Source organism: Burkholderia sp. 10_S31, from assembly GCF_056930375.1.
On record NZ_JBXOWK010000002.1, the window covers coordinates 521,400 to 547,230 of the forward strand.

General features: G+C 67.8%; 27 protein-coding genes. 14 read left to right on the forward strand and 13 right to left on the reverse strand.

Translation table 11 applies throughout. The features are described 5' to 3' along the window. Positions 1-45 precede the first annotated feature (45 nt). A complete protein-coding gene (locus AC1Z3W_RS16995; protein ID WP_124833492.1) occupies positions 46-1,650 on the reverse strand; it encodes a bifunctional aminoglycoside phosphotransferase/ATP-binding protein in 1,605 nt (534 codons plus the stop codon). 361 nt (positions 1,651-2,011) lie between these two features. Here AC1Z3W_RS16995 and AC1Z3W_RS17000 point away from each other — a divergent pair, with 361 nt between their 5' ends. The 6 genes from AC1Z3W_RS17000 (at position 2,012) to AC1Z3W_RS17025 (ending at position 5,068) form a co-directional block, all read left to right on the forward strand. Next, a complete protein-coding gene (locus AC1Z3W_RS17000) occupies positions 2,012-2,452 on the forward strand; it encodes a hypothetical protein (RefSeq protein ID WP_124833493.1) in 441 nt (146 codons plus the stop codon). A gap of 226 nt (positions 2,453-2,678) precedes the next feature. Further along, positions 2,679-3,152 carry a universal stress protein gene (locus AC1Z3W_RS17005; protein ID WP_057926974.1) on the forward strand — a complete coding sequence of 158 codons (474 nt, stop codon included), beginning with the start codon at positions 2,679-2,681 and terminating at the stop codon, positions 3,150-3,152. Between the two features lie 34 nt (positions 3,153-3,186). Beyond that, positions 3,187-3,462, forward strand: coding sequence for a DUF1488 family protein (locus AC1Z3W_RS17010; protein WP_124833494.1), 276 nt, complete (start codon positions 3,187-3,189; stop codon positions 3,460-3,462). Positions 3,463-3,639: 177 nt separating this feature from the next. Beyond that, entirely contained in the window at positions 3,640-4,074 is a 435-nt protein-coding gene (locus AC1Z3W_RS17015; RefSeq protein ID WP_124833495.1) for an Hsp20/alpha crystallin family protein, read from the forward strand. 48 nt (positions 4,075-4,122) lie between these two features. After that, positions 4,123-4,773, forward strand: coding sequence for a BON domain-containing protein (locus AC1Z3W_RS17020; RefSeq protein WP_124833496.1), 651 nt, complete (start codon positions 4,123-4,125; stop codon positions 4,771-4,773). 55 nt (positions 4,774-4,828) lie between these two features. Then, positions 4,829-5,068: a hypothetical protein gene (locus AC1Z3W_RS17025; RefSeq protein ID WP_124833497.1), complete on the forward strand. Its 240-nt coding sequence runs from the start codon at positions 4,829-4,831 to the stop codon at positions 5,066-5,068. A gap of 94 nt (positions 5,069-5,162) precedes the next feature. Here the strand turns inward: AC1Z3W_RS17025 and AC1Z3W_RS17030 are convergent, their stop codons facing one another. The 5 genes from AC1Z3W_RS17030 to AC1Z3W_RS17050 form a co-directional block, all read right to left on the reverse strand. After that, positions 5,163-6,932, reverse strand: a complete 1,770-nt coding sequence (locus tag AC1Z3W_RS17030) for a SulP family inorganic anion transporter (RefSeq protein ID WP_124833498.1) — start codon at positions 6,930-6,932, stop codon at positions 5,163-5,165. A 189-nt stretch (positions 6,933-7,121) separates the two neighbouring features. Further along, positions 7,122-7,337, reverse strand: coding sequence for a hypothetical protein (locus tag AC1Z3W_RS17035; RefSeq protein WP_057926969.1), 216 nt, complete (start codon positions 7,335-7,337; stop codon positions 7,122-7,124). Positions 7,338-7,475: 138 nt separating this feature from the next. Next, complete coding sequence (locus AC1Z3W_RS17040) at positions 7,476-8,480, reverse strand: LOG family protein (protein ID WP_483508059.1); 1,005 nt, start codon at positions 8,478-8,480, stop codon at positions 7,476-7,478. A 22-nt stretch (positions 8,481-8,502) separates the two neighbouring features. Beyond that, positions 8,503-8,847 (reverse strand): c-type cytochrome, encoded by a 345-nt coding sequence (locus AC1Z3W_RS17045; protein ID WP_175825183.1) that lies wholly within the window; start codon positions 8,845-8,847, stop codon positions 8,503-8,505. A 19-nt stretch (positions 8,848-8,866) separates the two neighbouring features. Continuing rightward, the gene (locus AC1Z3W_RS17050) at positions 8,867-9,874 is read right to left on the reverse strand and encodes an Acg family FMN-binding oxidoreductase (RefSeq protein ID WP_483508060.1); all 1,008 of its coding nucleotides are present in this window, start codon (positions 9,872-9,874) and stop codon (positions 8,867-8,869) included. 173 nt (positions 9,875-10,047) lie between these two features. On the opposite strand from AC1Z3W_RS17050, the gene AC1Z3W_RS17055 reads away from it, so the two are divergent. Beyond that, complete coding sequence (locus AC1Z3W_RS17055) at positions 10,048-11,037, forward strand: zinc-dependent alcohol dehydrogenase family protein (protein ID WP_483508061.1); 990 nt, start codon at positions 10,048-10,050, stop codon at positions 11,035-11,037. A 25-nt stretch (positions 11,038-11,062) separates the two neighbouring features. Here the strand turns inward: AC1Z3W_RS17055 and fnr are convergent, their stop codons facing one another. From fnr to AC1Z3W_RS17070, 3 genes are all read right to left on the reverse strand, one after another. Then, positions 11,063-11,836, reverse strand: coding sequence for a fumarate/nitrate reduction transcriptional regulator Fnr (gene fnr / locus AC1Z3W_RS17060; protein ID WP_057926965.1), 774 nt, complete (start codon positions 11,834-11,836; stop codon positions 11,063-11,065). Positions 11,837-12,265: 429 nt separating this feature from the next. Then, positions 12,266-12,913, reverse strand: coding sequence for a response regulator (locus AC1Z3W_RS17065; protein ID WP_124833503.1), 648 nt, complete (start codon positions 12,911-12,913; stop codon positions 12,266-12,268). Then, positions 12,910-14,907, reverse strand: a complete 1,998-nt coding sequence (locus tag AC1Z3W_RS17070; protein WP_483508062.1) for a PAS domain S-box protein — start codon at positions 14,905-14,907, stop codon at positions 12,910-12,912. Before AC1Z3W_RS17070 ends, AC1Z3W_RS17065 begins: the two co-directional genes overlap by 4 nt. Positions 14,908-15,154: 247 nt before the next feature. Between AC1Z3W_RS17070 and AC1Z3W_RS17075 the strand changes: the two genes are divergently transcribed. Beyond that, complete coding sequence (locus AC1Z3W_RS17075) at positions 15,155-15,625, forward strand: universal stress protein (RefSeq protein WP_057926962.1); 471 nt, start codon at positions 15,155-15,157, stop codon at positions 15,623-15,625. 64 nt (positions 15,626-15,689) lie between these two features. On the opposite strand, the gene AC1Z3W_RS17080 is transcribed toward AC1Z3W_RS17075, so the two are convergent. From AC1Z3W_RS17080 to AC1Z3W_RS17095, 4 genes are all read right to left on the reverse strand, one after another. Next, positions 15,690-16,523, reverse strand: coding sequence for a universal stress protein (locus tag AC1Z3W_RS17080; protein ID WP_483508064.1), 834 nt, complete (start codon positions 16,521-16,523; stop codon positions 15,690-15,692). Next, a complete protein-coding gene (locus tag AC1Z3W_RS17085; protein WP_057926960.1) occupies positions 16,520-17,023 on the reverse strand; it encodes a universal stress protein in 504 nt (167 codons plus the stop codon). The genes AC1Z3W_RS17080 and AC1Z3W_RS17085 overlap by 4 nt, the downstream gene beginning before the upstream one ends. Before the next feature lie 69 nt (positions 17,024-17,092). Continuing rightward, positions 17,093-18,292, reverse strand: coding sequence for an acetate/propionate family kinase (locus AC1Z3W_RS17090; RefSeq protein WP_057926959.1), 1,200 nt, complete (start codon positions 18,290-18,292; stop codon positions 17,093-17,095). An 8-nt stretch (positions 18,293-18,300) separates the two neighbouring features. Beyond that, the gene (locus tag AC1Z3W_RS17095) at positions 18,301-19,140 is read right to left on the reverse strand and encodes a universal stress protein (RefSeq protein WP_057926958.1); all 840 of its coding nucleotides are present in this window, start codon (positions 19,138-19,140) and stop codon (positions 18,301-18,303) included. Between the two features lie 190 nt (positions 19,141-19,330). Between AC1Z3W_RS17095 and AC1Z3W_RS17100 the strand changes: the two genes are divergently transcribed. From AC1Z3W_RS17100 to tssF, 6 genes are all read left to right on the forward strand, one after another. Further along, positions 19,331-19,870, forward strand: coding sequence for a hypothetical protein (locus AC1Z3W_RS17100; RefSeq protein WP_483508326.1), 540 nt, complete (start codon positions 19,331-19,333; stop codon positions 19,868-19,870). Further along, positions 19,860-20,606 carry an acetoacetyl-CoA reductase gene (gene phbB / locus AC1Z3W_RS17105; RefSeq protein WP_483508065.1) on the forward strand — a complete coding sequence of 249 codons (747 nt, stop codon included), beginning with the start codon at positions 19,860-19,862 and terminating at the stop codon, positions 20,604-20,606. The genes AC1Z3W_RS17100 and phbB overlap by 11 nt, the downstream gene beginning before the upstream one ends. Positions 20,607-20,688: 82 nt before the next feature. Then, positions 20,689-22,509: a PHA/PHB synthase family protein gene (locus AC1Z3W_RS17110; protein ID WP_483508066.1), complete on the forward strand. Its 1,821-nt coding sequence runs from the start codon at positions 20,689-20,691 to the stop codon at positions 22,507-22,509. Then, a complete protein-coding gene (locus tag AC1Z3W_RS17115) occupies positions 22,506-23,507 on the forward strand; it encodes a bifunctional enoyl-CoA hydratase/phosphate acetyltransferase (RefSeq protein ID WP_483508068.1) in 1,002 nt (333 codons plus the stop codon). The genes AC1Z3W_RS17110 and AC1Z3W_RS17115 overlap by 4 nt, the downstream gene beginning before the upstream one ends. A 155-nt stretch (positions 23,508-23,662) precedes the next feature. Continuing rightward, complete coding sequence (locus tag AC1Z3W_RS17120) at positions 23,663-23,890, forward strand: DUF4158 domain-containing protein (RefSeq protein ID WP_242431823.1); 228 nt, start codon at positions 23,663-23,665, stop codon at positions 23,888-23,890. A gap of 24 nt (positions 23,891-23,914) precedes the next feature. Next, entirely contained in the window at positions 23,915-25,795 is a 1,881-nt protein-coding gene (gene tssF, locus AC1Z3W_RS17125) for a type VI secretion system baseplate subunit TssF (RefSeq protein ID WP_483508070.1), read from the forward strand. The last annotated feature ends 36 nt before the right edge of the window (positions 25,796-25,831 follow it).

A 25,831-nucleotide genomic window follows, 5' to 3' on the forward strand; every position in this document is an offset into this window, starting at 1 on the left:
CGGCGCGGGCGGCCGGGCCGCTTGCCCACGACGCGCACGTCGCGATTACGTACGCAACGCGGCGAGCAACGGCGCCCAGAATGCGCGGCTTCCGTACGCCGCGGCATCGCAATCGGTGTCGAAACGAATCGCGATAGCCGTTTCCGGTCCGGTCAGCGGGTCGGCATGCTCGATCTGTCGGGCCAGCACGGCGGTGTCGGCATCGGAGGGATCGCCCCCGCGTGCTGCCCGCGCCGCGACACGCGCGGCAAGCGTCGCCTGGCTGGCGGCGAAATCGAGCATCGCGACGCGCACGCCGAGCCGTGCAGCGAGCGAGAGGAACGCCGTGCGGTTGCGTTCGCGCAGGAACGTCGCATCGACGATCGCGGTGTAGCCGCTGTCGAGGACCACGCCGGCCTCGGAAAGCAGGGTTGCGTAGATCCGGTCGATTGCGGTGTCCGAATAGGCATCGCGGGACAGACGGGTTTCGCCGGGTACACCGGCACAACGCTTGCGCTCGACGTCGCTGGACAGCCGGATCGCACCGAGTCGCTCGGCCAGCGCGCGGCTGGCCAGCGATTTGCCCGAGCCGGACATTCCATGACACAGAAGCAGCACCGGTCGCGCATCGCGTCGAGCATGAGCCATGGCCGACGCAATGCGCAGATAGCGGGCGCGCGCCGCTTCGTCACCGCGCAGTCGCGCGGTCAGCGCGCGCACCAGCGCCCGATAGACGAAGTAGCACGGCAGCACGCCCAGTGCCGCATGGTCGCCCGTGCGTGCCAGCCAACCGGAAAGAAGGCGGTGGGCGCAATCGTCGCGTCCGTGGGCGGAGAAATCCATCAACGCGAACGCGAGATCGCTCGCCACGTCGACCCAGCGCAGCGCGTCGTTGAATTCGATGCAGTCGAACATCAGGATCCTGTTGCGCCAGCGGACGATGTTGTCGAGATGCAGATCGCCGTGGCATGCGCGCACGAAACCGTGCGCATGCCGATCCGCAAGCAGCGGTGCGATGCGGGTCAACTCGGCTTCGTACCACGCGCGCAGCGCGGCTTCAGCCGGCACGGCGGCGTCGAGCGTGTCGAGCAAGGGCCGGCATTGGGCGGCGACGCTCGCCGCGCTGCCGGAATGACCGCGCGGCGCACGGCGCGGCGCGTGCAGATGATGGCGGGCCAGCGTATCGGCGAGGGCGTCCGCATCCGCCAGCCCTTCGTCGTGCGACGCGCTGCGAATCGACAGCATCGCACGCGCGTCGAACCGGCGCATGCGCACCACGTACTCGCCCGGTGTCGTCTGCTGCCGATACCGGCGCCCGCCGGTCCGCACCGGCGCATCGAACGCACATCGCCGGCCGCGTGCGACGAGCGGCCAGACGCCCAGGTACAGCGGGCCGGCGAACGGGCGATTGAGCGTGCACTCCGCGAGCGCGCAGCAGCGCCGCTGCGCAGGCTGCACGAGGTCGACGAACGCGAAGCGCACGGGCTTGATGCGCTTGTACGCGTAACGCCCGGCCAGATAGACGACGGACAGATGGGTCTCGATCCGCTCGATGCAGCCTGCGGGGTGCGGATAGGTGGCGGGCCGATTCAACGCGCGCTCGAACTGCATCGCCTGTCGCCGTGCATTTGCGCGGCCCAGCGCGAACGGTACGTGAGGCGTTCGGGACATGATGAAAGGATCGGTCGGACGGGGCGCACGTCCGCGTTGCCGCGCCCCGCGGGTTGGATTCGAACGAGAACGGCACGTTCTCGCCTGCTCGATGTCGCGGATCGGTGCGGCAAGCCACGGATCGCCGATTCGACGGACTCTATTGCAGCCGAGCAGCGCGCGTGCCGGCTTGATACGAATCAAGCCGGCCACACAGGAGGACGCTTGACGCAGGTCAACCGTGCTTGCCACGGCGGCAATACAGTCGGTTTCAGGCCCGTGACCGCGCGCGGCATGCGCGTCGCGACGCGCGGGATTGACGTCGGGCGCGGTCACGCCGCTCGATTGCGGGCGGAACTCACGGCCTGACGAGGCATTCACGATGAAGCAACGTGTGTTGATGGTCGGTGTGCTGCTCGCGTTGGGCGCATGTGCCGGGGCAGACCGAACCGGGGCATTCAGGTCGACGGAAACGCAACTGCTTGCTGCGCGTCAGGCCGCGTCGCTGCCGTGTTCGACGCCGGCGGAATGCGATCGTGCGTGGAGCCGCACGCGGCGCTACGTCGAAGCCCGTTCGTCAACCCGAATCACGCGCGCGAGTGCCGACCTGATCGAAACGGCGCAACCGCATCTGGCGGGGGAAGTCTATCTCTGGGCATCGCGCGCGGCGTCGGGCGACGGCGGCTCGGTGATCCGGCTCAAGGCGATGTGCAAGGGCATGTACGGCAGCGATGGCGGCCCGGGGTGGCAATACGATGCGTGCGCCAGGAAAATCCTCGAGATCGAGAACGGTTTCCAGTCGTACGAGAACCCGCCCCGCTAACGGCAAATGCTGCCGCACCTCGACCATGCAGCCTCTCACCTCTCGGTTGCCCGGATCACGGCACGCGGCTTCGGCCAGCACGGGGCGATGGCCGTCCGTGGGGTCGCGGGCCGATTTCGATGCGGTTCCAAACCGTTGACCTCGGTCAACGCGCGCCTGCGGCGAGTGCCGATGATGGAAACGAATCCGGACGCCGCAATCGGCCCGTTCATTCAGCGAGGTTCGCATGTACACGAATATCATGGTCGCAACGGACGGCAGTCCTTGCGCGCAACGAGCGCTCGACGAAGGTCTCAGGATGGCCAGGTCATGCGGCGCGCGTCTGTTTGCCGTTTTCGTCGTCGACAAATCGACCCTGTTCGCTTACGGCGGCCGCATGGAGCCCGAAGCCTTGCTCGACGAGATCCGGCAGCATGGCGCGGCGATACTGCGGGATGCCGACCGGACGATCTCGCGCGCGGCGGTCAACGGCGAGACGGAAATCATCGAGACCGATTTCGGTCAGGACGTCGCGGAGCGCCTGCAGCAATACGTCGTTGACCGTTCGATCGATCTGGCCGTGGTCGGCACGCATGGTCGGCGCGGTGTCCGGCGACTGGTGCTCGGCAGTGTTGCCGAACGCTTCCTCCGCGCATCGAGTTGCCCGGTCCTGCTCGTGCGCGGCGAGGATGCCGCGCGCGCCACCGTCGCGGCGGCCTAGTGTCGCTGCCGCGTCACCTGCCCAGGTGATCATCATGCAAATCTCGTTTCCTTCCGAACACCCGACGTATTACGGCCTCGATCCCGCGTTGAGCTTTCCGGCGCTCGTCGAAGGTCAGCGCGTGCGCTGCGCGATCACCGCGGAAGCGCTGGAAGATCACTTCCGCGCGGCGTCGCCTCGCGAGCAGGACCTCGTCGACGCCTTTGCGCGTCATCGTCCCGCCATCGAACGTGCGGCGCGCTGCCTGCTCGAGGAAGTCGGCGGACGGCCGATCCTGCTTCACAGCGGCTATTTCCGGTTCTGCACGTGAGCGCCCGTCGCCCTTGACACGCATCAAGCGCGTGCCGGTGCACACGGGTACGCTGGACTCCGAAAGGTTATTCGTCCCTTGCGCGGCACGCGGTGCCGCGCCTCCGATCTTCATCGCGTCCGTCGTCGTCGGGGCGAAGGCGGCGGCCGAACGTCAACTGCTGAAGGAGTACGAACCATGAGCAACATGACGCGTTACGATCCGTTTTCGATGGAACCCGTTTCCGACCTGTTCCAGGGGCTGTTCAGGCCGCTGCGCGGCATGACGCTTGCAGGCGAACCCGATCTGGCGTCGATGAAGATCGACGTGACGGAAAGCGACGACGCCTACAAGGTCAACGCGGAGCTGCCCGGCGTCGCGAAGGAGGACATCGATGTCGAAGTGAAGGGCGGCACCGTATCGATCAACGCGAAGATCGAGCGCAACAACGAGCAGAAGGATGGCGAGCGCGTGATTCGGCGCGAGCGCTACAGCGGCTCGATCAGCCGGTCGTTCTCGCTTTCCGCGGAAATCGACGAGGCGAACGCGACGGCGACGTATCAGGACGGCGTGCTGTCGCTGACACTGCCGAAGAAGGCGCCGGTCGGGCAGAAGAAGCTCACGATCAGCTGATCGGACGACGGGCGAACAGGCGTGCCGCGGCTCACAGGAGAGCAGACGATGAAAACCGACAAGCAGTTGAAGCAGGACGTTCAGGATGAACTGGAATCCGACCCGTCGATCGATGCAACGCGTATCGGTATCGAAGTGGCCGACCGGATCGTGACGCTTTCGGGGCACCCGCCGAGCTATGCGGAGAAGCTGGCGATCGAGCGCGCGGCGAACCGCGTGGCGGGCGTCAAGGCGCTCGTCGTCGACATGACCGTGCACCTGCCGGACGACGACGTGCGTACCGACGAGGACATCGCGAAAGCGGTGCGTTCGGTCCTGCACTGGACGGTCGGCCTGCATGACGATGCGGTCAAGGTGCAGGTCGAACGCGGCTGGATCACGCTGTCAGGCAAGGTCGACTGGGCGTACCAGAGCCACCTGGCCGTGCGCTCGATCTCGCAGATGCGCAGCGTGACGGGCGTGACCGATCACATCGCGGTACAGGGGGCGGTCGGCGCGGACGACATCGGCGGCAACATCAAGCGCGCGATCATGCGTCACGCGGAGCGCGAGGCGAAGCACATCGCGATCGACGTGCACGACGGCACCGTGCGGCTGTCCGGCAAGGTCGGCTCGTTTTCCGAGCGCAAGGCCGTGCGCGGTGCGGCGTGGTCGGCGCGCGGCGTGCGCGCCGTCGTCGACGACCTGGTGGTCGAGTGAATCCGGCTGGCGGCAGATGGATGGGCCGCCCGCGCGGCTCCAGGAGGGGAGTCAGATGACACTTTCGGGCGAACTTCACGAAGCGGACTGGTCGGTCGCGATCGAGACGGTCGCGGCCGAAGCGGGCGGCTTCCGCTGCCGGATCCACGTGACGCACAAGTCGCCGGACGGCGCATGCGAGCGGACGTTCGCGCATAGCAGAACCCATGCAACCGAGCGCGAAGCCGCGATCGACGGGCTGCGCGTCGGGATGACGTGGATCGAGATGAAGAAGTCGAACACCTTTACGGTCTGAACCGAAGGGTGCCGCGGGCCGGTCGCGTCGACGACGGCCTCGGTTCCGGCACGCGATGCGGCGGGGCTGTCGCATCGATTCGTGCGCCGGCGGTCTACCGCGTCGTCTTGTGCGTCTTGCGCGAGACGCGCCGGCGCGACGCACGCTTTCTCTTGCAGGTACGCGCATGCCGTCGCGGCCGTCGAACGTGACGGGCGACCGCATCGGTCACGGTCGGAAAGAAACTGGTGGCGCCGAACACGTCGAACAGGCCGTAAGCGCGCAGGCGATCCTTCACCGGCCCCTTCATTTCCGCGAAATTCATGGCGATGCCGCGTTCCGCGAGCTCGTCGTGCAGCGCGACGAGCCGATCCGCGGCGCTCACGTCGATGTCGGTGACGGGCTCGGCGGCGACCACGATGCGCGTGACCGGGCTCGCCGATCGCGCGATCGCGGCGTGCAGATGCTCGCAGAAGATCTCGACGTTCGCATAGAAGAGCGGCGCATCCCAGCGGAACAGCACGAGCCCGGGCGTTTGCGCCGCGTCCGGATGCCGCGCGATGTCGTGATAGCCGCGCACGCCTGTCAGCCGGCCCAGCACCGCGTCGTACGGATGCCAGGCCCGCCACACGAACGACAGCAGCGACAATGCGCTGGCGAGCAGGATGCCGGGCACGACCCCCAGGCCGATCACGCCGGCGAAGCACAGCACCGAAATCAGGCATTCGCCGCGGCGCATCCGGTACAGCCGCACGACGCTGCGGACGTCGGCGATGCCGAACGCCGCGTAGATCACGACCGCGGCCAGCGCCGTGCGCGGAACGAACGTCAGCAGCGCCGGCGCGGCAATGAGCAGTATGGCGATGCACGCGGCCGCGACGAGATTCGCGACCTGGCTTTGCGCGCCGGCGGCAATCGCGACCGGTGTGCGCGACGCGCTGCTGCTGACCGCGCAGCCTTGCGTCACGCCGGCCAGCAGATTGGCCGCGCCCAGTGCGATCAGCTCCTGGTTGCGCTCTGGCGTATCGCCCGCCCGTGCGGACAGCGCGCGCGACAGCATGCTGATGTCCGCGAACGACACCAGCGCGACGGCGATCGCGCCGGACGCGAGCGCGCTCACGTCGGCGAGCGAGACGACCGGAAGATGCGGGGCAGGCATGCCGGCCGGCAACGCGCCGACCGTCGCGATCCCGTGCAAGGGCGCGAGGCGAGCGACGAGCGTAGCCGCCAGCACGGCGATCAATACGCCGGGCCGGCGCGGCATCGCGCGTTGCATCAGGAAGATGGCAGCAAGCACGGCGATGCCGAGCAGGCCGGCATCGACGGAAAAGCGACCGTCGACGAACGCATGCACGACACGTGGAACGCTGGAAAACACATCGCCACCCGATACCGGCATGCCGAGCAGCTCGGGCAGCCGCCCGAGCGCGAGCGCGATCGCGATGCCGTTCAGGTAACCGTACTGGATCGGGCGCGACAGCAGATCGGTAACGAAGCCGAGGCCGAGCGCACCGAGCAGGATGCAGAGCGTGCCGGCCGACAGCGCCAGCGCGCCGGACAGCGCGATCGCGCGCTGCGGGTCGTGGTCGGCGAGCGGCGCGATGGCGCCCGCGATCAGTGCCGCGAGCGCGGAATCCGGACCGAGGACGAGGATCCGGCTCGGGCCGAGCAGGGCATAGGCGAGCAATGCGGCGATCGACGCATAGAGCCCGGTGATGGCGGGCAGCCCGGCCGCCTGCGCGTAGCTCATGCCGACCGGCACCAGCACGGCCGACAGCGCGATCCCCGCGTACAGGTCGCGCGAAAGCCACGCACGCCGGTAGTTCACGAGCAGCGCGACGCCCGGCAGCATGCGGGCGATCCGTCCGGAAAGGGGCCGGTTCATCGCAGTCTCATCCGGGAGCAATCCGGGTGAAAGGCAGGACGCGCTCCGGCCAGCGCGCGTTCATATGGATGCAGCCGGTGTCGACAGACGTACGGGACGACGGTACGCGCGTGACCATCGCGTCAGACGCCGTGGCCGATGCCGTCGAGCGGAGCCTGCCGCCGCGTCGCGGCACGGCCACACTCGGCGTCACGCGGCCTTGAGCACCGACAACTGCAGCGCCTGGGCGAAGCGGGCCAGCGTGGCGATCGATCCCGTCACGCTTTCGTACCGCTCGCGCCCGATCTGGCCGTCGAGTATCACGAGCATGCCGGCGTCGCGAGCGAGTGCGACGAGTGCCTGCGTGTCGAGTGTGGCTGCGCCGGACGGATCGTCCGGGTCGGTGCGGTAGCTGGCGTGTGACATGACGTCTCTCCTCGTGCCTGCGATCGGTTGGTCGTGCAACCGTTCTTGGTGATTTCAGTATCGTCGCCGTCACGGGGCGATTCAATCAGCCTTGCCCGAAGCTGCGGTAGGAATCGTGCAGATGCCGTCGGCGGATTCCTACACGGCGCGACGCTTCGAAGCAGGATCGCAGCGTGCCGGCATGCGTTCGCGACGCTGCGCATACCAGCTTCCGATCGCGTGCCAGATCTGCGCGGCGGATTCGCAATACGTGAACAGCTCCAGGTCGCGGCGGTCGATCATCCCTTCGTCCGCGAGAAACGCCAGGTCGACCGCGCGGCGCCAGTACGCCTCGCCGACGAGGATGACCGGCAACGGCGCGATCTTGCGCGTCTGCAGCAGCGTCAGCACCTCGAACAGCTCGTCGAACGTGCCGTAGCCGCCGGGGAAAAAGACGGCCGCCTTCGCGCGCTCGAGCAGGTGCAGCTTGCGGATCGCAAAGTAGTGAAACCGGAAGCAGAGATCGGGCGTGAGGTACGGATTCGGCGCCTGTTCGCGCGGCAGCTCGATATTGAAGCCGATGCTCGGTGCGCCGCGCTCGTAGGCGCCGCGGTTGGCGGCTTCCATGATGCCGGGGCCGCCGCCCGTCACGATCGCGAGCCGCGCGGTGCGCGTGCAGCGGTCGGCATGCGCGACGATGCGCCCGAATTCGCGCGCGACCCGGTAATACCCGCTGTGCTCGACGAGCCGGCTGGCGGCCGCGACGGCGCGGCGCCGGCCCGCGTCGTGCGGGCGCTCGGCGAGCAGGCGATTCGCTTCGTCCAGCCGCGCATTCGCGACGGACGGCGCAACGATGCGCGTGCTGCCGTAGATCACGACCGCATGGCCGATGCGTTCGTTCTGCAGGCGCTCTTCGGCTTTCCAGTAGTCGAGTTGCAGCCGGATGCCTCGCATGCCCGCGCGCCGCAGCAGCGCCGCATCCTCATCGGCAGTCGAGCAGGTTGGTTTTTTGGCGACGCGTCGCGTGCGACGCGGGATGCGTCGGCTACCGTCGTTGCCGACGATGGCATCCGGCCGCGTGGCGGGCCGTTTGCCGCGCGCCTTCGCGATCGTCGCGACGTCTCGCGCCGTGCCGGCGGGCACGCGTTTGGTCAGGGCCGACATGAATGGACGGGACGCGCGCGGCTCACTGGCTCAACACCCATTGCACGAGCTGATGCGCGTCGTCGGGGGACAGCGGCCCGCCGCGATCGATCGCCGACGGCATCGGCGTGTCGCCCCAGTGCACGCGCCCGCCGACGCGCAGCTTGCGCTCCAGTTCCGCGCCGGCATTCGGATCGCCGCGATACCGTTGCGCAATCTCGTGGAATGACGGCCCGAGGAACGTCATGTCGCTCGTATGGCAGAACATGCAGTGCTGCGCGTTGACGAGGTCGGTCGGCTCGGGCACGGCCGTCTGCGCGGCGGCCATGCCGGCCGTCGCGGCCATCGCGGTCATCGTGCAGAAGGCGGCGCAACGCAGGATGCTCATGTTCGTTTCCGTGTCGAGATCAGGAGAAGGAGATCACTTCGTCGAGCGGGCGACGCGGCGAATGCGGCGTGTGCGGGCCGCGCCCGACGCGCAGCAGCAACTGCGGCTCGCCGCGCAGCCCGAGCATGTGGCACAGGTGGGCGCGTAGCCCGGCCGTCTCGATCGGCTGGTTCAGGTACGACGCCGTATAGCCCGCGCGCGTCGCGACGAGCAGGATCCGCTCCAGCGCCTGGCCGGTGGCGAGCCACGCTTCGCGATCGTCGCGCACGGTCGCGATGCATACGATCAACGGCGATGCGCCGACGAGCTGGTGATGCAGCGCGGCGAGCCCGTTGCCGAGATCGAAGGTCCGTACCGCCGTCGTCACGACCGGCGCCGCGAAATCGAGCAACGCCGGCACGCCGGCCGCGAATGCCGGCATGCCGTCGTCGTGCCGGCGCGGATCGATCCAGCTCGCCAGCTCGCGCCGGAAGCGCGGGTCGGCGAACTGCTGACGATCCGCCTCCGCAACGAGCTCCGCGACGCGTGCGCGGTGCGCGATCGAGTCGACGCACGCGATGTCGGCACCTTCCGCGACGCCGGCCGCGATCAGCTCGCGCTGGAGGTCTTCGGGCACGGGGCTCGATTCGAACGGCGCGCGCGTCGTGACGCGCTCCGGAATCGCATCGAACAGCACACCGAGGGACGCGTCGGAATAGCCGTCGTCGCAAACCCGGACGAGCGCAAGGAGATCGGGGTCGACTTCGGACGGAAACGTGCTGATCGTGTGGGCGAGCCCGGCATGATTGAGCGCGACACGCAGATTGAGCAACGCCGCCCCGCAGCTGATGATCAGCTCGCGATCAAACGGATCGACCACGGGCAACGCGCGAACGCGGTCCGCACAGACCGAAATCGTGGTGCCGTTGACGAGGAAGCGCCACGGCTGGGAATTGTGGCTGGACGGAGCCAGCACCGCATAGCCCAGCAGCGACCTCAGGTGAAGGCCGGGATGGGCGCTTGCGGCAAGTGGGGGAACGGATATCATTTGATCGTCTCCAGGTCGCCGCGCTGGCGGCGTCACGCCACTTCATCGTGTCAGCAACCGTCCGGCGGCCGTTGACCCACATCAAGCGCGCGTCACCGGGCGGTGCGCGCGCCATGCGCGACGATCAGCCCTGGAAGCGAAGCGCGCGACAGCGATCGCGCGGGGAGGCGAGCATGCTTGCGATGATGTTTGACGGCACGACGCCGCATTTGCGCGAGGCGCACGTGCCGGATCCGACGCCCGCGGCGGGCCAGTTGCTGATCGACGTACACGCGTGCGGCGTATGCCGGACCGATCTCCACGTGGTCGACGGCGAGCTCGCGCAGCCGAAGCTGCCGCTGATTCCGGGGCATGAGATCGTCGGAACGGTGCGCCAGCTGGGTGAGGGCGTGACGGGCTTTGCCATTGGCGACCGAGTGGGCGTTCCGTGGCTCGGCTCGACGTGCGGGCATTGCGCGTATTGCGCATCGAGCCGCGAAAACCTCTGTGACAACCCGCGATTCACCGGCTATACGATCGACGGCGGCTATGCCGAGTGCGCGGTCGCCGATCATCGCTATTGCGTGCATCTGCCGCAACGCTATTCCGATCTGGAGGCCGCGCCGTTGCTGTGCGCCGGCCTGATCGGCTATCGAACCCTGCGCATGGCGGGCGACGCGCGCCGCATCGGCATCTACGGCTTCGGCGCAGCGGCCCATCTCGTCGCGCAGGTCGCGCATGGCGAAGGGCGCAACGTATTTGCGTTGACGAAGCCCGGCGATACGGTCGCGCAGCAGCTCGCGCTGTCGCTGGGTGCCGCATGGGCCGGCGGCAGCGACGAAGCGCCGCCCGAGCCGCTCGATGCCGCGCTGATCTTCGCGCCGGTGGGCGCACTGGTGCCGGCCGCGCTCCGCGCGGTCGACAAAGGCGGGATCGTCGTGTGCGGCGGCATTCACATGAGCGACATCCCGGGCTTTCCGTATGCGTGGCTGTGGGGCGAGCGCCGCATCGCGTCGGTGGCCAACCTGACGCGCGCGGATGCGGTCGAATTCATGCGGATCGCCGCCGCGATGCCGCTGCAGGTCGAGGCCGTGCGCTACGCACTGACCGACGCGAACCGCGCACTCGACGACTTGCGCGGCGGGCGCGTGTCGGGGGCCGCCGTGCTGGGTATGCGCGGCTGATCGCCCCGACGTTTCCGCGGCACGGTCAGATCTGCCGGAGGCCTTCCGAATCGACGATCCGGATCTGCTTGCCCTGCGCCGCGACGAGCCCCTTGTGCTGGAACTTCGACAGCATGCGGCTGACCGTTTCGAGCTTCATCCCGAGATATTCGCCGATCTCGTCGCGCGTCATCCGCAGCACGAATTCGGCAGCCGAGTAGCCGCGCGCCTTGAAGCGCGACGAGAGATTCAGCAGGAACGCGGCCACGCGCTGCTCGGCGGTCATCGTGCCGAGCAACAGCATCTGGGAGGATTCGCGCACGATCTCGCCGCTCATCATCTGGTACACGTGGTGCTGCATCGGTCGCACTTCGCGGCACATCTGCTCGAGCTGGCCGAACGGGATGATGCAGACCGTGCTGTCCTCGAGCGCGATCGCGTCGCCGTTGTGGTGCCCGGTGTGCACGCCGTCGAGCCCGAGCGATTCGCCGACGATCTGGAAGCCGGTGATCTGCTCGTCGCCGTCGCGATGCATCACGATGGTCTTGAACGACCCGGTTCTCACGGCATAGATGCTGTTGAACGTATCGCCCGCGCGAAACAGGGTTTCGCCGCGCCGGACGTGGCGCGTCGTGCAGATCATCGCGTCGACGCGCTCGAAATCGTCAGGCGAAAGATCGGGCGGCATGCAGACGGTACGCAGTGCGCACGTCGAACAGCGGGATGCGGCGCGCTTCGGCTGGTCTGCAGGCTCGACGCGATGCAACGGGATGAACGGGCGTGACGGCATGGTCGTCGAGACTTCGGCACTGCTTTGCATGATCGGCTCCAGTTCGGGGCAGCGGCGGTGCGCCGTCGGGCGGGGTCGCGCTGACCGTTGTACCGGCGGCCTTGGTCTCTGCCGCCTTCCTGTCGGGAAAGCCCCATCGGACGCGCAGGGAGACCGATACGCCGATCTCTTCCGTGATGCTGCCTTTGCTCCGGGAGGCACGCTTGTTTGCTTTTCTTGAGATGCAGTATGGATGTTGAGCGACGTCAAGAAAATCAGCCGGAATTGAAGTTGCGGTAGGTGAGATGGAAGTGTTGTAGGAGGTTTCCTACAGGGGCGCGACAACTTGTCGCGATCGTCGCCGACGTGCGCCGGGCACCGGTGGCGGGCGGGTTGCCGCCGCCCCGGCGTGGCCGGCGTCGCCGATGCGTTCGGGAAATCCGGGCGGGCGCGGGGGCTCGACCGCGCCCGATGCCGCCGTCAGAGCTCGTCCGGGTCGTCGAACAGCTTGTGGCGCATCGCGTAGCGCACGAGTGCCGTGTCGTTCGGCATCTGCATCTTTTCGAGGATCCGCGTCTTGTATGTGCTGACGGTCTTGACGCTCACGCAGAGCGCCTGCGCGATTTCGGAAATCGACTCGCCGGTCGTCACGCGCCGGAAGACGTCGAACTCGCGGTCCGACAGCCGCTGGTGCGGCAGGAGATCGGTCGGCTCGTTCAGGCTCTGCGCGAATTGCTCGGCCATGGTCAGGCTGACGTAGACGCCGCCGGCCGCGATCTTGGTGAGCGCCGCGACCAGTTCGGCGCTCGCGCTTTCCTTGGTCATGTAGCCGGACGCGCCCGCGCGGAACGCGCGCACCGCATATTGCTGCTCGGCATGCATCGTCAGCACGAGGATATGCAGTGCCGGCTTCTCGTCCTTGATCTGCTTGATGAGTTCGACGCCGTTGCGGCCGGGCATCGACAGGTCGAGCACGAGCACGTTCGCGTGCGTGTCACGCACGAGCGCGATCGTCGAAGCACTGTCCTGCGCCTCGCCGACGACGTCGAAACCGCTGGCGTTCTGCAGGATGTGCCGCAGGCCGTCCCGGACGAGGGCGTGGTCGTCGGCGATGAGTACCCTGATCATGACAGCACATCTCCTTGCTGGATGGCGTGAAGCGGCAGCGCCACGGTGATCGTGAATCCCGCTCCCGGCCGGTTGTCGATCGTTACCGTGCCGTCGAGCATGTGCGCGCGCTCACGGATGCCGATCAGCCCGAACGACGGGCGATCGTGCACGTCGCGGCCGTCTTCCGGCGCGCCGTGACCGTTGTCCGCGATGCGCAGCATGCAGTAGCCGTCTTCGACTTTCAAGGCGAGCGTCACGTGCGTCGCGTCGGCGTGCCGCGCGACATTGTTCAGCGCCTCCTGCACGATGCGGAACAGCGTGGTCGCGCCGGCGTGGGTGAACGCGGTATCGACGGGGACGATGTCGCGGTCGACCGTGATCCTGTAGCGGCGCGTGAAATCGTTCACCAGCCATTCGATCGCCGGGACGAGACCGAGGTCGTCGAGCATCACCGGCCGCAGATCGGCCGCGATGCGCCGGACCGATGCAACGGTCGAATCGATCAGGCGATGCATGCCGCTCAACTGCTCGCGCACGCCGGTATGGGGGGCGACCACGCCCGCGAGCCCCAGTTCGACGGCGGAGAGGTCCATCTTGAGCGCGGTGAGCTGCTGACCGAGGTCGTCGTGCAGTTCGCGTGCAATCCGCGTTTTCTCTTCCTCCCGCACCTTCTGCAGGTTGGCGGACAGGTCGCGCAGTTCCTCGCGCGACTGCTTGAGCGCGTTTTCCGCTCGCACCCGCTCGGTGACGTCGCGCAGCATGACCGTGTACAGCTTGCTTGTGCCGTCGCGGATCTGCGAGATCGACGCCTCGATCGGAAACTCGGTGCCGTCGCCGCGCAAGCCGAACAGCACGCGTTGCCGCCCCATCTGCCGCTCCGACACGCCCGTCACGCCGAACTGCTCGACGTGCTTCGAATGCGCGGCGCGAAAGCGCTCGGGGATGAAGCGGGCGAGCGGCGCACCGATCGCCTCCATCGCGGAGACGCCGAACACGCGTTCGGCGGCCGGGTTGAAGATCACGATCGTCTGGTTTTCGTCGACGGTAATGATGGCCTCCATCGATGACCGGATGATGGCCATCATCCGCGCCTCGGTGGGCGGGCTGTCGCCGCCGTGCATACCGGCGAGCGAGCGCTTCGAGACGACCTGCCGCACGAGCGCGGCCAGCGTCAGCGACAGCGCGACGCCGGTCAGCAGCACGGCCATCGCGGCGCCGGACAGGGCGGCACGCGGCGCGCTGTAGCGCAGCGCGAGCGGCGTGCCGCCGAACGTCAGCGAATCGATTCGCCTGAACAGGTCGCGTCCGTCGGAGGACGCGTCGCCGCCGCCGAAGCCGCCGGAAAACACGGGGGCCGCCGGATTGTCGGCCAGGATTTCCATACGCAGCCGATCGAGTACGGACGAACCGACGAGACGCTCCGGATTCAGCGACGCGTAAACATATCCGGTCGCGCGCGCGTGCCGGGGCCCGGACCAAGCCGCGTCTTCAGCATTCGCATAAATCGGCAAGTAGAGCGTCAGTTCCGTCCGGGCGATCGTCGCACCGGTGCTGTCCTGGATCGCGTTCGCAGCCAGCGCGACCTTGCCGGTTTCTGTCGCCCGCTGCAGCGCCTGCAGCGTCGATTGATCGTCGATCGCGGCGCTGGGCTCGATTCTTCCGAGGCTGCGGACGGGCGATTGCAAACCGTCCAGATTGAGACTCGCGAGATAGCCGCGCCATGCGGCCCCCGATTGCGGAGGCGCCAGTGTCGACGCGAAGCCGCGCGCGCCGCGCAATATGGCAGCAGCGCCGAGCAGGCTGCGCCGCAGGTCGGCCGTCGCGAGTGTCGCGGTTTGCTCGAACCGTGCGTGGGCGGCTTGCTGGGCCTCGTCCTGCAGCAATCGGGATGCCGCAAACGTGGCAGTCAGGCCGAGCGCCAGCGTCAGCAGCGCGGCCATCACTGCGTGTCGGGCGGGCCGAATCCGTTGGGGGGCAGGTTCGGCCTTGAAGGAGGGCGCATGCACTGTCATTGCCGTTCATCCTGACGAATCTCGTCGGCGGCCGGCTGGCGGCGGGCCGGACGCGAGGCACGAAAAGCGGGACGGGCCGGAACTGCGATGTTGCCCGAATTGTGCGCGTTCTATCGACGCTCGCCAATCGGGACCGATGCGGACGGACGGCGCCGCGCGCGCTTGACCCGTGTCAATGGAGCGGCGCGCGCCGGGATCAGACTGGCTTGACGAACCCATCGACCCCGGACGACGGCAGGGAGGCATCATGTACCAAAGGATCTTCGCGGCGCTCGACGGCAGCCGCGGCGCACGGCTCGCGCTCGACGAGGCGATTTCGCTCGCCCGCGAATCGGGCAGCCTGGTCATCGCGATGTGCGTGGTATCGGATGCGCCCCGGCTGGCCGACGTCGACAGCGGCTATATCGACCAGCGCGACCCGGCCGGGCTGGACGCGGACAAGGCCGCGATCGCGGTCTCGGACGCGGAAACGGCGTTTCAGCTATCCGGCGTGCGCGGCATCGCGCAAACGATCGACGCGTGCGGCCAGGATATATCGGACGTGCTGGCGCGCGCCGCCGCCGAATGCGATGCGGACCTGATCGTGATGGGCACGCATGGTCGTCGCGGCGTGCGCCGTGCGTTGCTCGGCAGCGTCGCCGAATCGCTGGTGCGCATCGCGGACCGGCCGGTGCTGGTCGTACGGGAGGGGCCGGGCGCGTGCGCCGGCATGTTGTGACGGTCGTGGCGGCGAGGCTTCGCGAGAAACGGGCAGCCGCGTGCGGCTGCCCGTTTTCACTTGCTCAGTGGGACAGCAGGACCGGCACCGTCATCGTCTCGAGGATCGTGCGTGTCGCACCGCCCAGCACGCGTTCGTGCATGCGGGCATGACTGTACAGGCCCATCACCAGCAGGTCCGCATGCAGGTCGGTCACCCGGTTCAGCAGCGTCGCGCCCACGCTCACCGACCGTTCGCGCGGCGTGGTGGAAAACGACGCGCGAATGCCGTGCCGCTCGAGATACGCGGCGACATCGACGCCCGCCGGCGTCTTGTCCGGATCGGGATGCCCGCGGGAGACCGTCTCGACGTTGACGAAGCGCGCGCGGGCGAGCAGCGGCAGCGCATCGGACATCACGCGCGCGGCCTCGCGCCCGCCGTCCCAGCCGATCAGCACGTTCTCGCCGAGCGTGCGCACGTCGCCCGCGTAGGGCACGACGATCGCTGGACGTCCGCTGCCCATCACGACATCCTCGACGAAATGGCGGGCCACATAGGTCATGCGGTCGTCGGGATCCTCCTGGCCGAGCACCAGCAGGTCGGCGTGGCGCGCATGCAGGACCGCGGCGGCGGTCGCTTCGCCGGTCGGCGCCTGCCATTCGACGCTGCGGCCGGCGCGTTCGGCGGCCGTCAGGAATCTTTCTTCCGCTTCCTTGCGCCGCTGTTCGCACAGGCGTTCGTAGACGGCCAGCTTCAGCGGTTCGTCGGGCCGCCGCAACGGCTCCAACAGGTCCTGGCAGACCACGTAGAGGCCGATCAGGTGGGCATTCCAGCGTCCCGCGAGTTCGAGCGCGAGGTCGACGCGCGTCTTGCAGCGCTCGCTGTCGTCGAGATGGACGAGCAGGGTCTTGTAGCTCATGACGGCTCCTTTTCGGTTGATGCCGCGGTGGTTTCGGCGGGCGCTTTCGCTGCGCAGCTCGCCGGAATCATCAGGACCGGACACGTGGCATGGCGCAGCACGCGCTCGGCCACGCTGCCGAGAACGACGCGGCGAAAGCCGCGCCGGCCGTGCGTGCCGATCACGATCAGGTCGGCGTTGATCTCGCCGGCGAAACTTGCGATCCGTTGCGCGACGTCTTCACCCGCCGGCGCGACGTTGGAGATCTGCGGCGTGCCGGCCACGTCGCGGGCTTTCATGCGCCTGGCCGCATCCTCCGTGACGCGCAGCCCTTCCTCGCGGAATGCGTCGATCAGGATCGACGGATCGTATCCGTACGTGTCGTAGGCCGGCACCAGGAAATCGACGACGTAGACCGGGGTCAGCCGAGCACCCGTCTCCGACGCGAGGTTCAGCGCGGCGTCGAGTGCGCGGGACGACGTATCGCTGCCGTCGAGCGCAACCAGAATGTTCGAGTACATGGCGTTTCCCTTGAACGGATGTCGATGAAATCATCATCGGCGCGCGCGCGCCGATCGCGCTGATCTGGATCAAGCGTCGCGGTTGCCGCGCAGCACGCGCACCGCGGCACGCGCCGCGGCCCATGCTTCGTTGGTCGGCTCGACGACCACCGTGACCGCGCTCGACGCAGACGACACGACATGCGCATGGGCGGCGTTCGCCTGCGCGTCGAGCGCGATGCCGAGCCAGCCGAGCGACGCGCAGATCCGCTCGCGCAACTGCGCCGAGTGTTCGCCGATGCCGGCCGTGAAGACCAGCATGTCGAGGCCGCCGAGCAGGGCGGTCAGCGCGCCGGTTTCGCGCACGATGCGATGGACGTACAGCGCCAGCGCGTCGCGCGCGAGCGTATCGCCGGCCGCCTCGCACGCGAGCAGCACACGCGGGTCGCCTGACGCACCCGACACGCCCTTGAGTCCCGACTCGTGATAGAGCAGGTGCCCCAGTGCGTCGCCCGACAGCTTCCCGGCCTCGAGCAGGTGCAGTACGACGCCGGGGTCGAGCGTCCCGCAGCGGGTGCTCATCATCAGTCCGTCGAGCGCGGAGAAGCCCATCGTCGTCGCGACGCTGCGGCAGTCGCGCATCGCGCACAGGCTCGCGCCGCTGCCGAGATGGGCGGCGATCACGCGACCATGCGCACGCGAGCCGAACGACTCGTCGAGCGCGACGGCCAGGTATTCGTACGACAGGCCATGGAATCCGTAGCGGCGCACGCCCTGGTCGAACCACGCGTGCGGCAACGGCAGCAGTTGCTCGACACGCGGCAGCGTGCGATGAAACGCCGTGTCGAACACGGCGATTTGCGTGACGTCCGGAAACGCGTCGCGCAGTGCGTCGATCGCATCCAGGCTGTGCGGCTGTTGCAGCGGCGCGAGCGGCGTCAGCGTGCGCAGCGCGTCCATCACTTCACCGTCGACGATCACCGGCTCCACGTACCGCGCGCCGCCGTGCACGACGCGATGCGCGATCGCGCCCAGCGTGATGTGCGGCAACCGCACGCGAATCCACATCGCGATCTGCGCGAGCACGGCACGGTAGGGATCGCCCGTGACGAGCGGCAGCGCGCCCTCCGGATCGGCATCGAAGCGGATCGACACGCCGTTGCCGGCCGTGACCGCCTCGCCGTCGTGCAGCGGCCGCCGCACGGGATCGCCGTGCGGCGGATACGCAAAGATCGCGAACTTCACGCTCGACGAGCCGGCATTGACGACGAGCAGCGCGAGCGTACGCATCGGCCGGCTCAGTGCGACATCAGCACCGGCAGCGTCATCGACGCCAGCACCGTGCGCGTGGCGCCGCCCATCACCAGCTCGCGCCAGCGCGGATGGCCGTAGGCGCCCATCACGAGCAGGTCGGAACCCGTTTCATAGGCGCGCGACAGCAACGTGTCGCCGACCGCCGGGCCGTCGCCGGTATCGATGTCGAGCACGGTCACGTCGCGTGCATGGCGCGCCAGCATCAGCGCGGCATCGGCGGCTGGAATGCGCGTGGTCGCCGCTTCCGAATCGCCGTCGACCACCGCGGCGACCGTCGTGCGCTTCGCATGTTCGAGAAACGGAATCGCGTCGTGCGCGGCGCGGGCCGCTTCCCGGCTGCCGTCCCATGCGACGAACACCCGTTCGCCGATCGACGGGAATTCGCCGGCGTACGGCACGAAGAGCACCGGACGGCCTGCTGATAACACGAGGTTCTCCGGAAACTGGTCGTCGATATAGGTCTCGGGGTCGTTCGGGTCGCTCTGGCCGGCAATCACGAGATCGGCAAGGCGTGCGGCATGCGGCACGGCCGTATTGGCGCGCTCGTCCGCACGAACCCACGCAGCCGGCACTTTGGCGCGAGCGGTCTCCGCATGGAACAGGCGTTCCAGCGCGGCCAGCCGTTCGTCGCGCTGCTCGCGGCGCTCGCGGAAGTAATCGGCGGACCCTGCCATCACGTAGAACGAATGCGGTTCGGGCGTGTAGACCGCGAACAGGCCGGTCAGATGCGCACCGAAGCGCCGGGCGAGGCGCAACGCGAACTCGAGACGCGAATGCGCCCGGGCGCTCGTATCGAGGTGCACGACTATGCTCTTGTAGCTCATCGGAATCGCTCCATCGACGGGTGATCCGCCAGTGCAATCCAGTCTACGAAGCAGGGTTTCCGCGCGCTTGACTCAGATCAACGGCTGCCGTGCGCGGTGGCCGCAAAGTGATGCGGTCGCGATGCCGGTCATGGGCAGGCGGCATGAGGCGGGATGCCAACCGATGGATCGGATCGAAGGAGGAAAGCCGATGAGCACGTACGCTTTGACGACACCGAATGACCTTTGCCGCGCGGGCTGCGATTTCGCGCTGCGCATGGTCGCGCTGAACCGCGACTGGCAGCATGAATGGCATGCGCTGGCAGGGCGCCGCATTGAACGGGACCGCGTCGCGGTGCGCCACATGCAGCAGGCGCTCGCGGAAACGCGAGAATGGACGGCCTTCGGCGAAGCGACCCGGCAGACGATGCGCGACTACGCGATCGCGAGCGTCGCGCTCTGGCAGGATGCCGCCGAGCTGTGCATGCGTGCGCAGTACGAGAGCGCGGGAGTATGGCGCACCTGGTTGCGCGAATACGGCGCAGGTGCGCTGTCGCGTTATCAGACCGACTGGCTGCCCGATCTGGGACGGCTGGCCGTGGTGAACGAAGCCAGCATGCCGTGGGCAGACTGGATGGCGGCACTGGAGCGCGGGATCGAGGACGCGGCAGGCGCAAACGACGGCGCGCCGGCTGCCGGCCGCCGCCTGAACGGCATGACCGGCGCACGGGAGACCGACGATGTGCGCTAAGCGTGTCGCGTTCGTGACGGGCGGGATGGGCGGCCTCGGTGCCGCGCTCAGCCGGCGTTTGCACGATGGCGGCATGACGGTGGCGGTGTCGCACACGGAACGCAACGACCACGTCGCGACGTGGCTCACGCGCGAACGCGAAGCGGGCCGGACATTCCATGCGTTCGAGGTCGACATGGCCGACTACGATTCGTGCCAGCACTGCGCGGCACACGTGCTGGCCGAGTTCGGGCGTGTCGACGTGCTCGTCAACAACGCCGGCATCACGCACGACGCGACCTTCGTGAAGATGACCAAGAGCATGTGGGATGCGGTGTTGCGCACCAACCTCGACGGCATGTTCAACATGACGAAGCCGTTCGTGCCGGGCATGATCGAAGCCGGTTTCGGGCGGATCGTGAACATCGGCTCCGTGAACGGTTCGCGCGGCGCATACGGGCAGGCGAACTACGCGGCCGCGAAAGCCGGCATTCATGGCTTCACGAAGGCGCTGGCGCTCGAGCTTGCTCGCCACGGCGTGACGGTGAACACGGTTGCGCCCGGCTATCTGGCGACCGCGATGCTCGAGTCGGTGCCGAAGGAGGTGCTCGACACGAAGATCCTGCCGCAGATTCCGGTCGGTCGTCTTGGCGACCCGGGAGAAATCGCCGAACTCGTGGCCTTTTTGTGCTCGGACGCGGGTGCTTTCGCGACCGGCGCGGAGTTCGACGTCAACGGCGGGATGCACATGCGTTGACGCCTTCCCACGCCACGCCCCGCCATACGCCCCGACGGAAGTCTCCTTGGGGAAAGGGCGGGGTTTCTCGGAGCAAATTCTGATGGAAGCGTTCGTCACATCCGGGCCGGACGGGCACGAATCGATACGGCCGTCGGGCGCGGGTGAGCCCGAGTCGGGCGCGACCGAATGCGCGCAAGCCGGTACAACGCCTGCCGAGCAATGGAACCGCGCCGCGCATGCGAACGTGGCGGCGATGACGTTCGGGCTGTCGCCCGTGTCGCTGGCGCTGGCGATGTTCGACTGGAGCACGCATCTGGCGGTGGCGCCCGGGAAATGCTTCGAGCTCGCGACGCAGGCGTGGCTGGCTGCCATTGCACCGGCGGCAAGCCGGCGCGAGGGCGACGCCGACGATGCGGACACGAGCGGCCTCGCCGTGCATGCCGGTGAGGCCGATCCGCGTTTCGCCGCGCCCGCGTGGGACGGCTGGCCGTTTCGCGTGTATCGCGACGGCTTCCTGTCGATCCAGCGCTGGTGGCGCGACGCGACGCGCGGCGTGCCGGGTGTCGAACGGCACCATGAGGAACTGGTCGGGTTCGCCGCGCGACAGTGGCTCGACGCGTGCTCGCCGGGCAATTTCCTGGCGACCAACCCGGTCGTGCTCGACGCGACGATGCGTAGCGGCGGCGCGAATCTCGCGGCCGGCTTCCGGCACTGGCTGGACGACGCGAACGCGTGGCTCGATCGCACGAGCGGCACGCGGGCCCGCGACGCGCGCGCCTATCTGCCGGGCCGTGACGTGGCGATCACGCCGGGCCGCGTCGTCTGGCGCAACGCGCTGTGCGAGTTGCTGCAATACGACCCGACGACGGCCGACGTTGCCCGCGAGCCGATCCTGATCGTGCCGTCGTGGATCATGAAGTACTACATTCTCGACCTGCAGCCGCACAATTCGCTGATCCGCTTCCTCGTCGATTCCGGCTACACGGTGTTTGCCGTGTCGTGGCGCAATCCGGGCGCGGATGCGCGCGAGCTCGGGCTCGACGATTATCTGCGTGACGGCTGCATGGCGGCGCTCGATGCCGCGCGGTCGATCTGCGGCGAAGCCGCCCATGCGGTCGGCTATTGCCTCGGCGGCACGCTGCTGGCGATCGGCGCGGCGGCGCTCGCGCGCGACGGGCGGCAACACGACGCATTGCGCTCCGTCACGCTGCTGGCGGCCCAGACCGATTTCAGCGAACCCGGCGAACTGGGCCTGTTCATCGACGCCAGCGAACTGTCCGCGCTCGACGCGCTGATGTGGCGGCAGGGCTACCTGGACGGCGCGCAGATGTCCGCCGCGTTCGAACTGCTGAACGCGCGCGACCTGATCTGGTCGCGGATGATGAGCGAATACCTGCTCGGCACGCGCACGAAGCCGAACGACCTGATGTCGTGGAATGCGGACACCACGCGCATGCCGTATCGCATGCATACGGAATACCTGACGCGGCTCTTTCTCGACAACGATCTCGCGGCCGGCCGCTACTGCGTCGACGGGCGGCCGGTCGCGCTGTCGGATCTCGACGTGCCGACGTTCGTGGTCGGCACCGAGCGCGATCACGTGTCGCCGTGGCATTCGGTCTACAAGCTCCATCTGCTCACGCACCACGCGCTGACGTTCGTGCTGACGTCCGGCGGCCACAATGCCGGCATCGTGTCGGAGCCCGGCCATCCGGGACGCCACTATCGCTGCGCGACGCGCGAGCCGGGCGCGCCCTACCGCAGCCGGCACGACTTCCTGAGCGAAACGCCCGCCGTCGACGGATCGTGGTGGACGTGCTGGCGCGACTGGCTGCGCGCGCATTCGTCGGGCGACGTGCCGGCACGCGTGCCGGCCGCCGGGTTCGCTGCGGCGCCCGGCAGCTACGTGCTCCAGACATGAACAGCGGCCTGCTTCCGGACCCGCCCGAAGGCGCTTGCCTGCCCGGCCTGTTGCCGCGCGCGAATGGCGAGCTGCCCGAACTGATCGCGCGTGCGTGCCATGCGCCGCCGCTCACGGTGGCCGTCGTCCACCCGTGCGACATGGCCAGTCTTGTCGCGCTTGCCGCGATCGACGCTTCGCCGTTGGGGGCCTCGATCGAGCCGCTGATCGTCGCGCCGCGACAGAAGGTATTGCGCCTGGCGGACGAGGCGGGCGTCGATCTGGCGAAATGGACGATCGACGACGTACCGCACAGCCATGCGGCGGCGGCCCGCGCGGTGGAACTCGCGGCGTCCGGCCGCGCCGGCGCGCTGATGAAGGGCAGCCTGCATACGGACGAGCTGATGGGCGCGGTTGTTGCCGCGGGCTCCGGCCTGCGCACGGACAAGCGCATGTCTCACTGTTTCCTGATCGAGACGCCGGCCTACCGGCGGCCGTTCATCCTGACCGACGCGGCGGTAAACATCGCGCCGGATCTCGCGCAGAAGGCGGCCATCACGCAGAACGCGATCGACGTCGCGCACGCGCTGGGCGTCGCGTGCCCGCGCGTGGCCGTGCTGTGCGCGGTCGAGACCGTCAATCCGGCGATGCGTTCGACGCTCGACGCGGCGGCACTCGCGAAGATGGCCGAGCGCGGCCAGATCACCGGGGCGATCGTCGACGGCCCGCTCGCGTTCGACAACGCGATCTCGCAGCGGGCCGCGCGCGACAAGGGAATCGATTCTCCGGTTGCCGGCCGCGCCGACATCCTGGTCGTGCCCGATATCGAAGCGGGCAACATGCTCGCCAAACAGCTCGAATACCTGGGCGGTGCCGCGAACGCGGGCATCGTCGTGGGCGCGCGCGTGCCGATCGTGCTGACGAGCCGCGCCGACAGTGTCGCGGCCCGGGTCGCGTCCTGCGCGCTCGCGGCCTTGCTAGCGCAGGCCAACCAGCCGGGCACCCTTTCAACGGGGTAATCGTCCTTTTCGTGCAAAATCTGGCGGTTTCGCCTGAAAGCCTTATGTAGCAAGGCTTCACAGCAGATTCCGACTCTCGTCGGCAGTTCCGACCATGATCTGCGGTAAGCTACCTGCCCGCAATTTCCCATTGCGACCGTGACGGGAGGCACTTGATGCCAGGCCTGGAATTTCGGTATGTGGGGCAGGATCGCTTGCCCGCGCGACTGTCGGAGTTCGACGTCGAGCGTTACTTCGCGCTGAGCGACAGCGACGTGGACGCGATCAACGAGCGTTTCCGGCGCGATCGCCGTGCGGGCGTCGCCATCCAACTCGTTTTTCTGCGGGCCAGCGGCCACACGCTGGATCGCCCAGTCTCATTTTCGGACCGTGTCGCCGCATGATCAGTGTGGTGACGCGAAACGCGTATGGCTATCGAACCTGAGGACCTGCTGCCGCATTTTGAACGCGAGATGGCGCTCTTGCGCCGTTCGATGCAACCGTTCGCGCGGCGTTACCCCAAGATCGCGGCTCGCCTAGCAATCACTGGGGAGCATTCGGAAGATCCGCACGTCGAGCGGCTCCTGCAGTCGTTCGCGTTGATGTCCGCGCAGCACGACATTCGGCTCGAGGACGATGTACCTGCATTTACGCATGGCCTGCTCGAGACGCTCCATGGCGCGTTCCTACGTCCGTTTCCGTCCTGCGCGATCGCACGATTTTCCCTTAACGGCGAGACCGAACAGACTGAACCGCGTGTTATTCCACGCGGCACCCAACTGCTGACGCCGGTCGCTCGGCAAGTGTTCCGTGCCGCCGCGGATATCACGCTGGTGCCGCTGGCCGTTTCGGCCGCACACTACACGACATCGGCGGTGGCGCCGATGCAAGCGAGCCTGCCGCCAGACACCACCGGCCTTTTTTCCTTCACGCTGGAACTCACGTCGCCAGCGGCGCTTTTCACAATCGCGCCGGACGTATTGCGATTGCATATGGCCGGTACAAGGGATGTTGTCGCGGCACTGGCCGATGGTATCCTGCTGCACGCGGCGCGCGCATTCGTCGAGTTCGACGGCAATGGTCGCTGGACCCGGGTGGACATGCCTCTCACGGCCGGCGGTTTCGACGACGCCGATGCGCTGCTTCCGATGCCTCGCGACGGTTCGGTGGCGCCGTTTCATCTGCTCATGGAGTACTGCGCTTTCCCGGCTCGCTTCGACTGTCTTGATCTGAATCTCGCTCGCTTGAAACGGAAGGCAGGTGCAGCCCGACGGATAACGTTTCATCTGGCCGTGACCGGTATTCATCCGGAATCACATCGCGCCCAGCGGCTGGCGGCGGTCTCGGCCGAGAATCTCCAGCCGTTCTGTACTCCGGTGATCAACCTGTTCTCCAGCGACGCCGAACCGATCGAAACCCGGGCGGGTCTGGCGTACTACGCGCTTAAGCCGCTGGCGCTCGAGGCGATGGCGAAAGCCGAAGTTTGGTCGGTTGATCAGGTTCGTCAGCTCACCGCACACGGCTCCTTGATCCTCCCGCGGTTTGAGTCGCTGCAGCACGCCGTCGACGCGACGGCCGGCGTGTACTGGATGCTGCTGCGCGACGAAGCCCGACGCGCGCCGAAAGCGGCGTCCGGGCCGCTGAAGCCGGGTCAGGAGGCCTTGCCGAAATCGACAGCGGCCGCGACCGACGACGCACTGCGAGGCCTCGAACTGGCGCTGGTGGGCCCAAATTGTGAACCGGCCGCTCCCGAGGGGCAGCGGCAGATCAATGTCACACTGTCTTGCACGAATGGCGATCTGGCCGGTATCCGCGAGCTGCAACTGGCACCGCGCAACGGCGACACGGGTATCGACATCTCGCTATTAGACGCGCCGAGTCCGAGCCGTGCGCCGACATTCCGCAACGGCGAGCTGTGGGAGCTGCTGTCCTGGCTCGTTCCGCAGGCAATACGGCTCAACGCTGATGGTCTCCCACAGTTCAAGCGGATGTGCACTCGTTTTGCGATGGCCGCTCCCGACGCCGGCCGCCGATTCGACGCGCTGGTCTCACTATCGGTCGAGCGCGTGCGACGCTGGATGCCCGGCAAACCCGCTTCCGCGTTTGCCCAGGGACTGGAGATCTCGCTCGTGATCGACGAACAGCGCATGGCCCAGTTCAGCCTCGACGGGTTGGGGCGCGTCTTGGACCGACTTTTCGCGTCCTACGTGCCGACCACCAGCTTCGTGCAAATCATGCTGCAGTCGGCCAATACCGGCGCGACGTTGCGACACGGCGGACCTTGTCCAGGCGTGCAGGCCCCGGTTTGATGGCGTAGTCCGAAAAGAAGGGAAATTGAAAGGTTG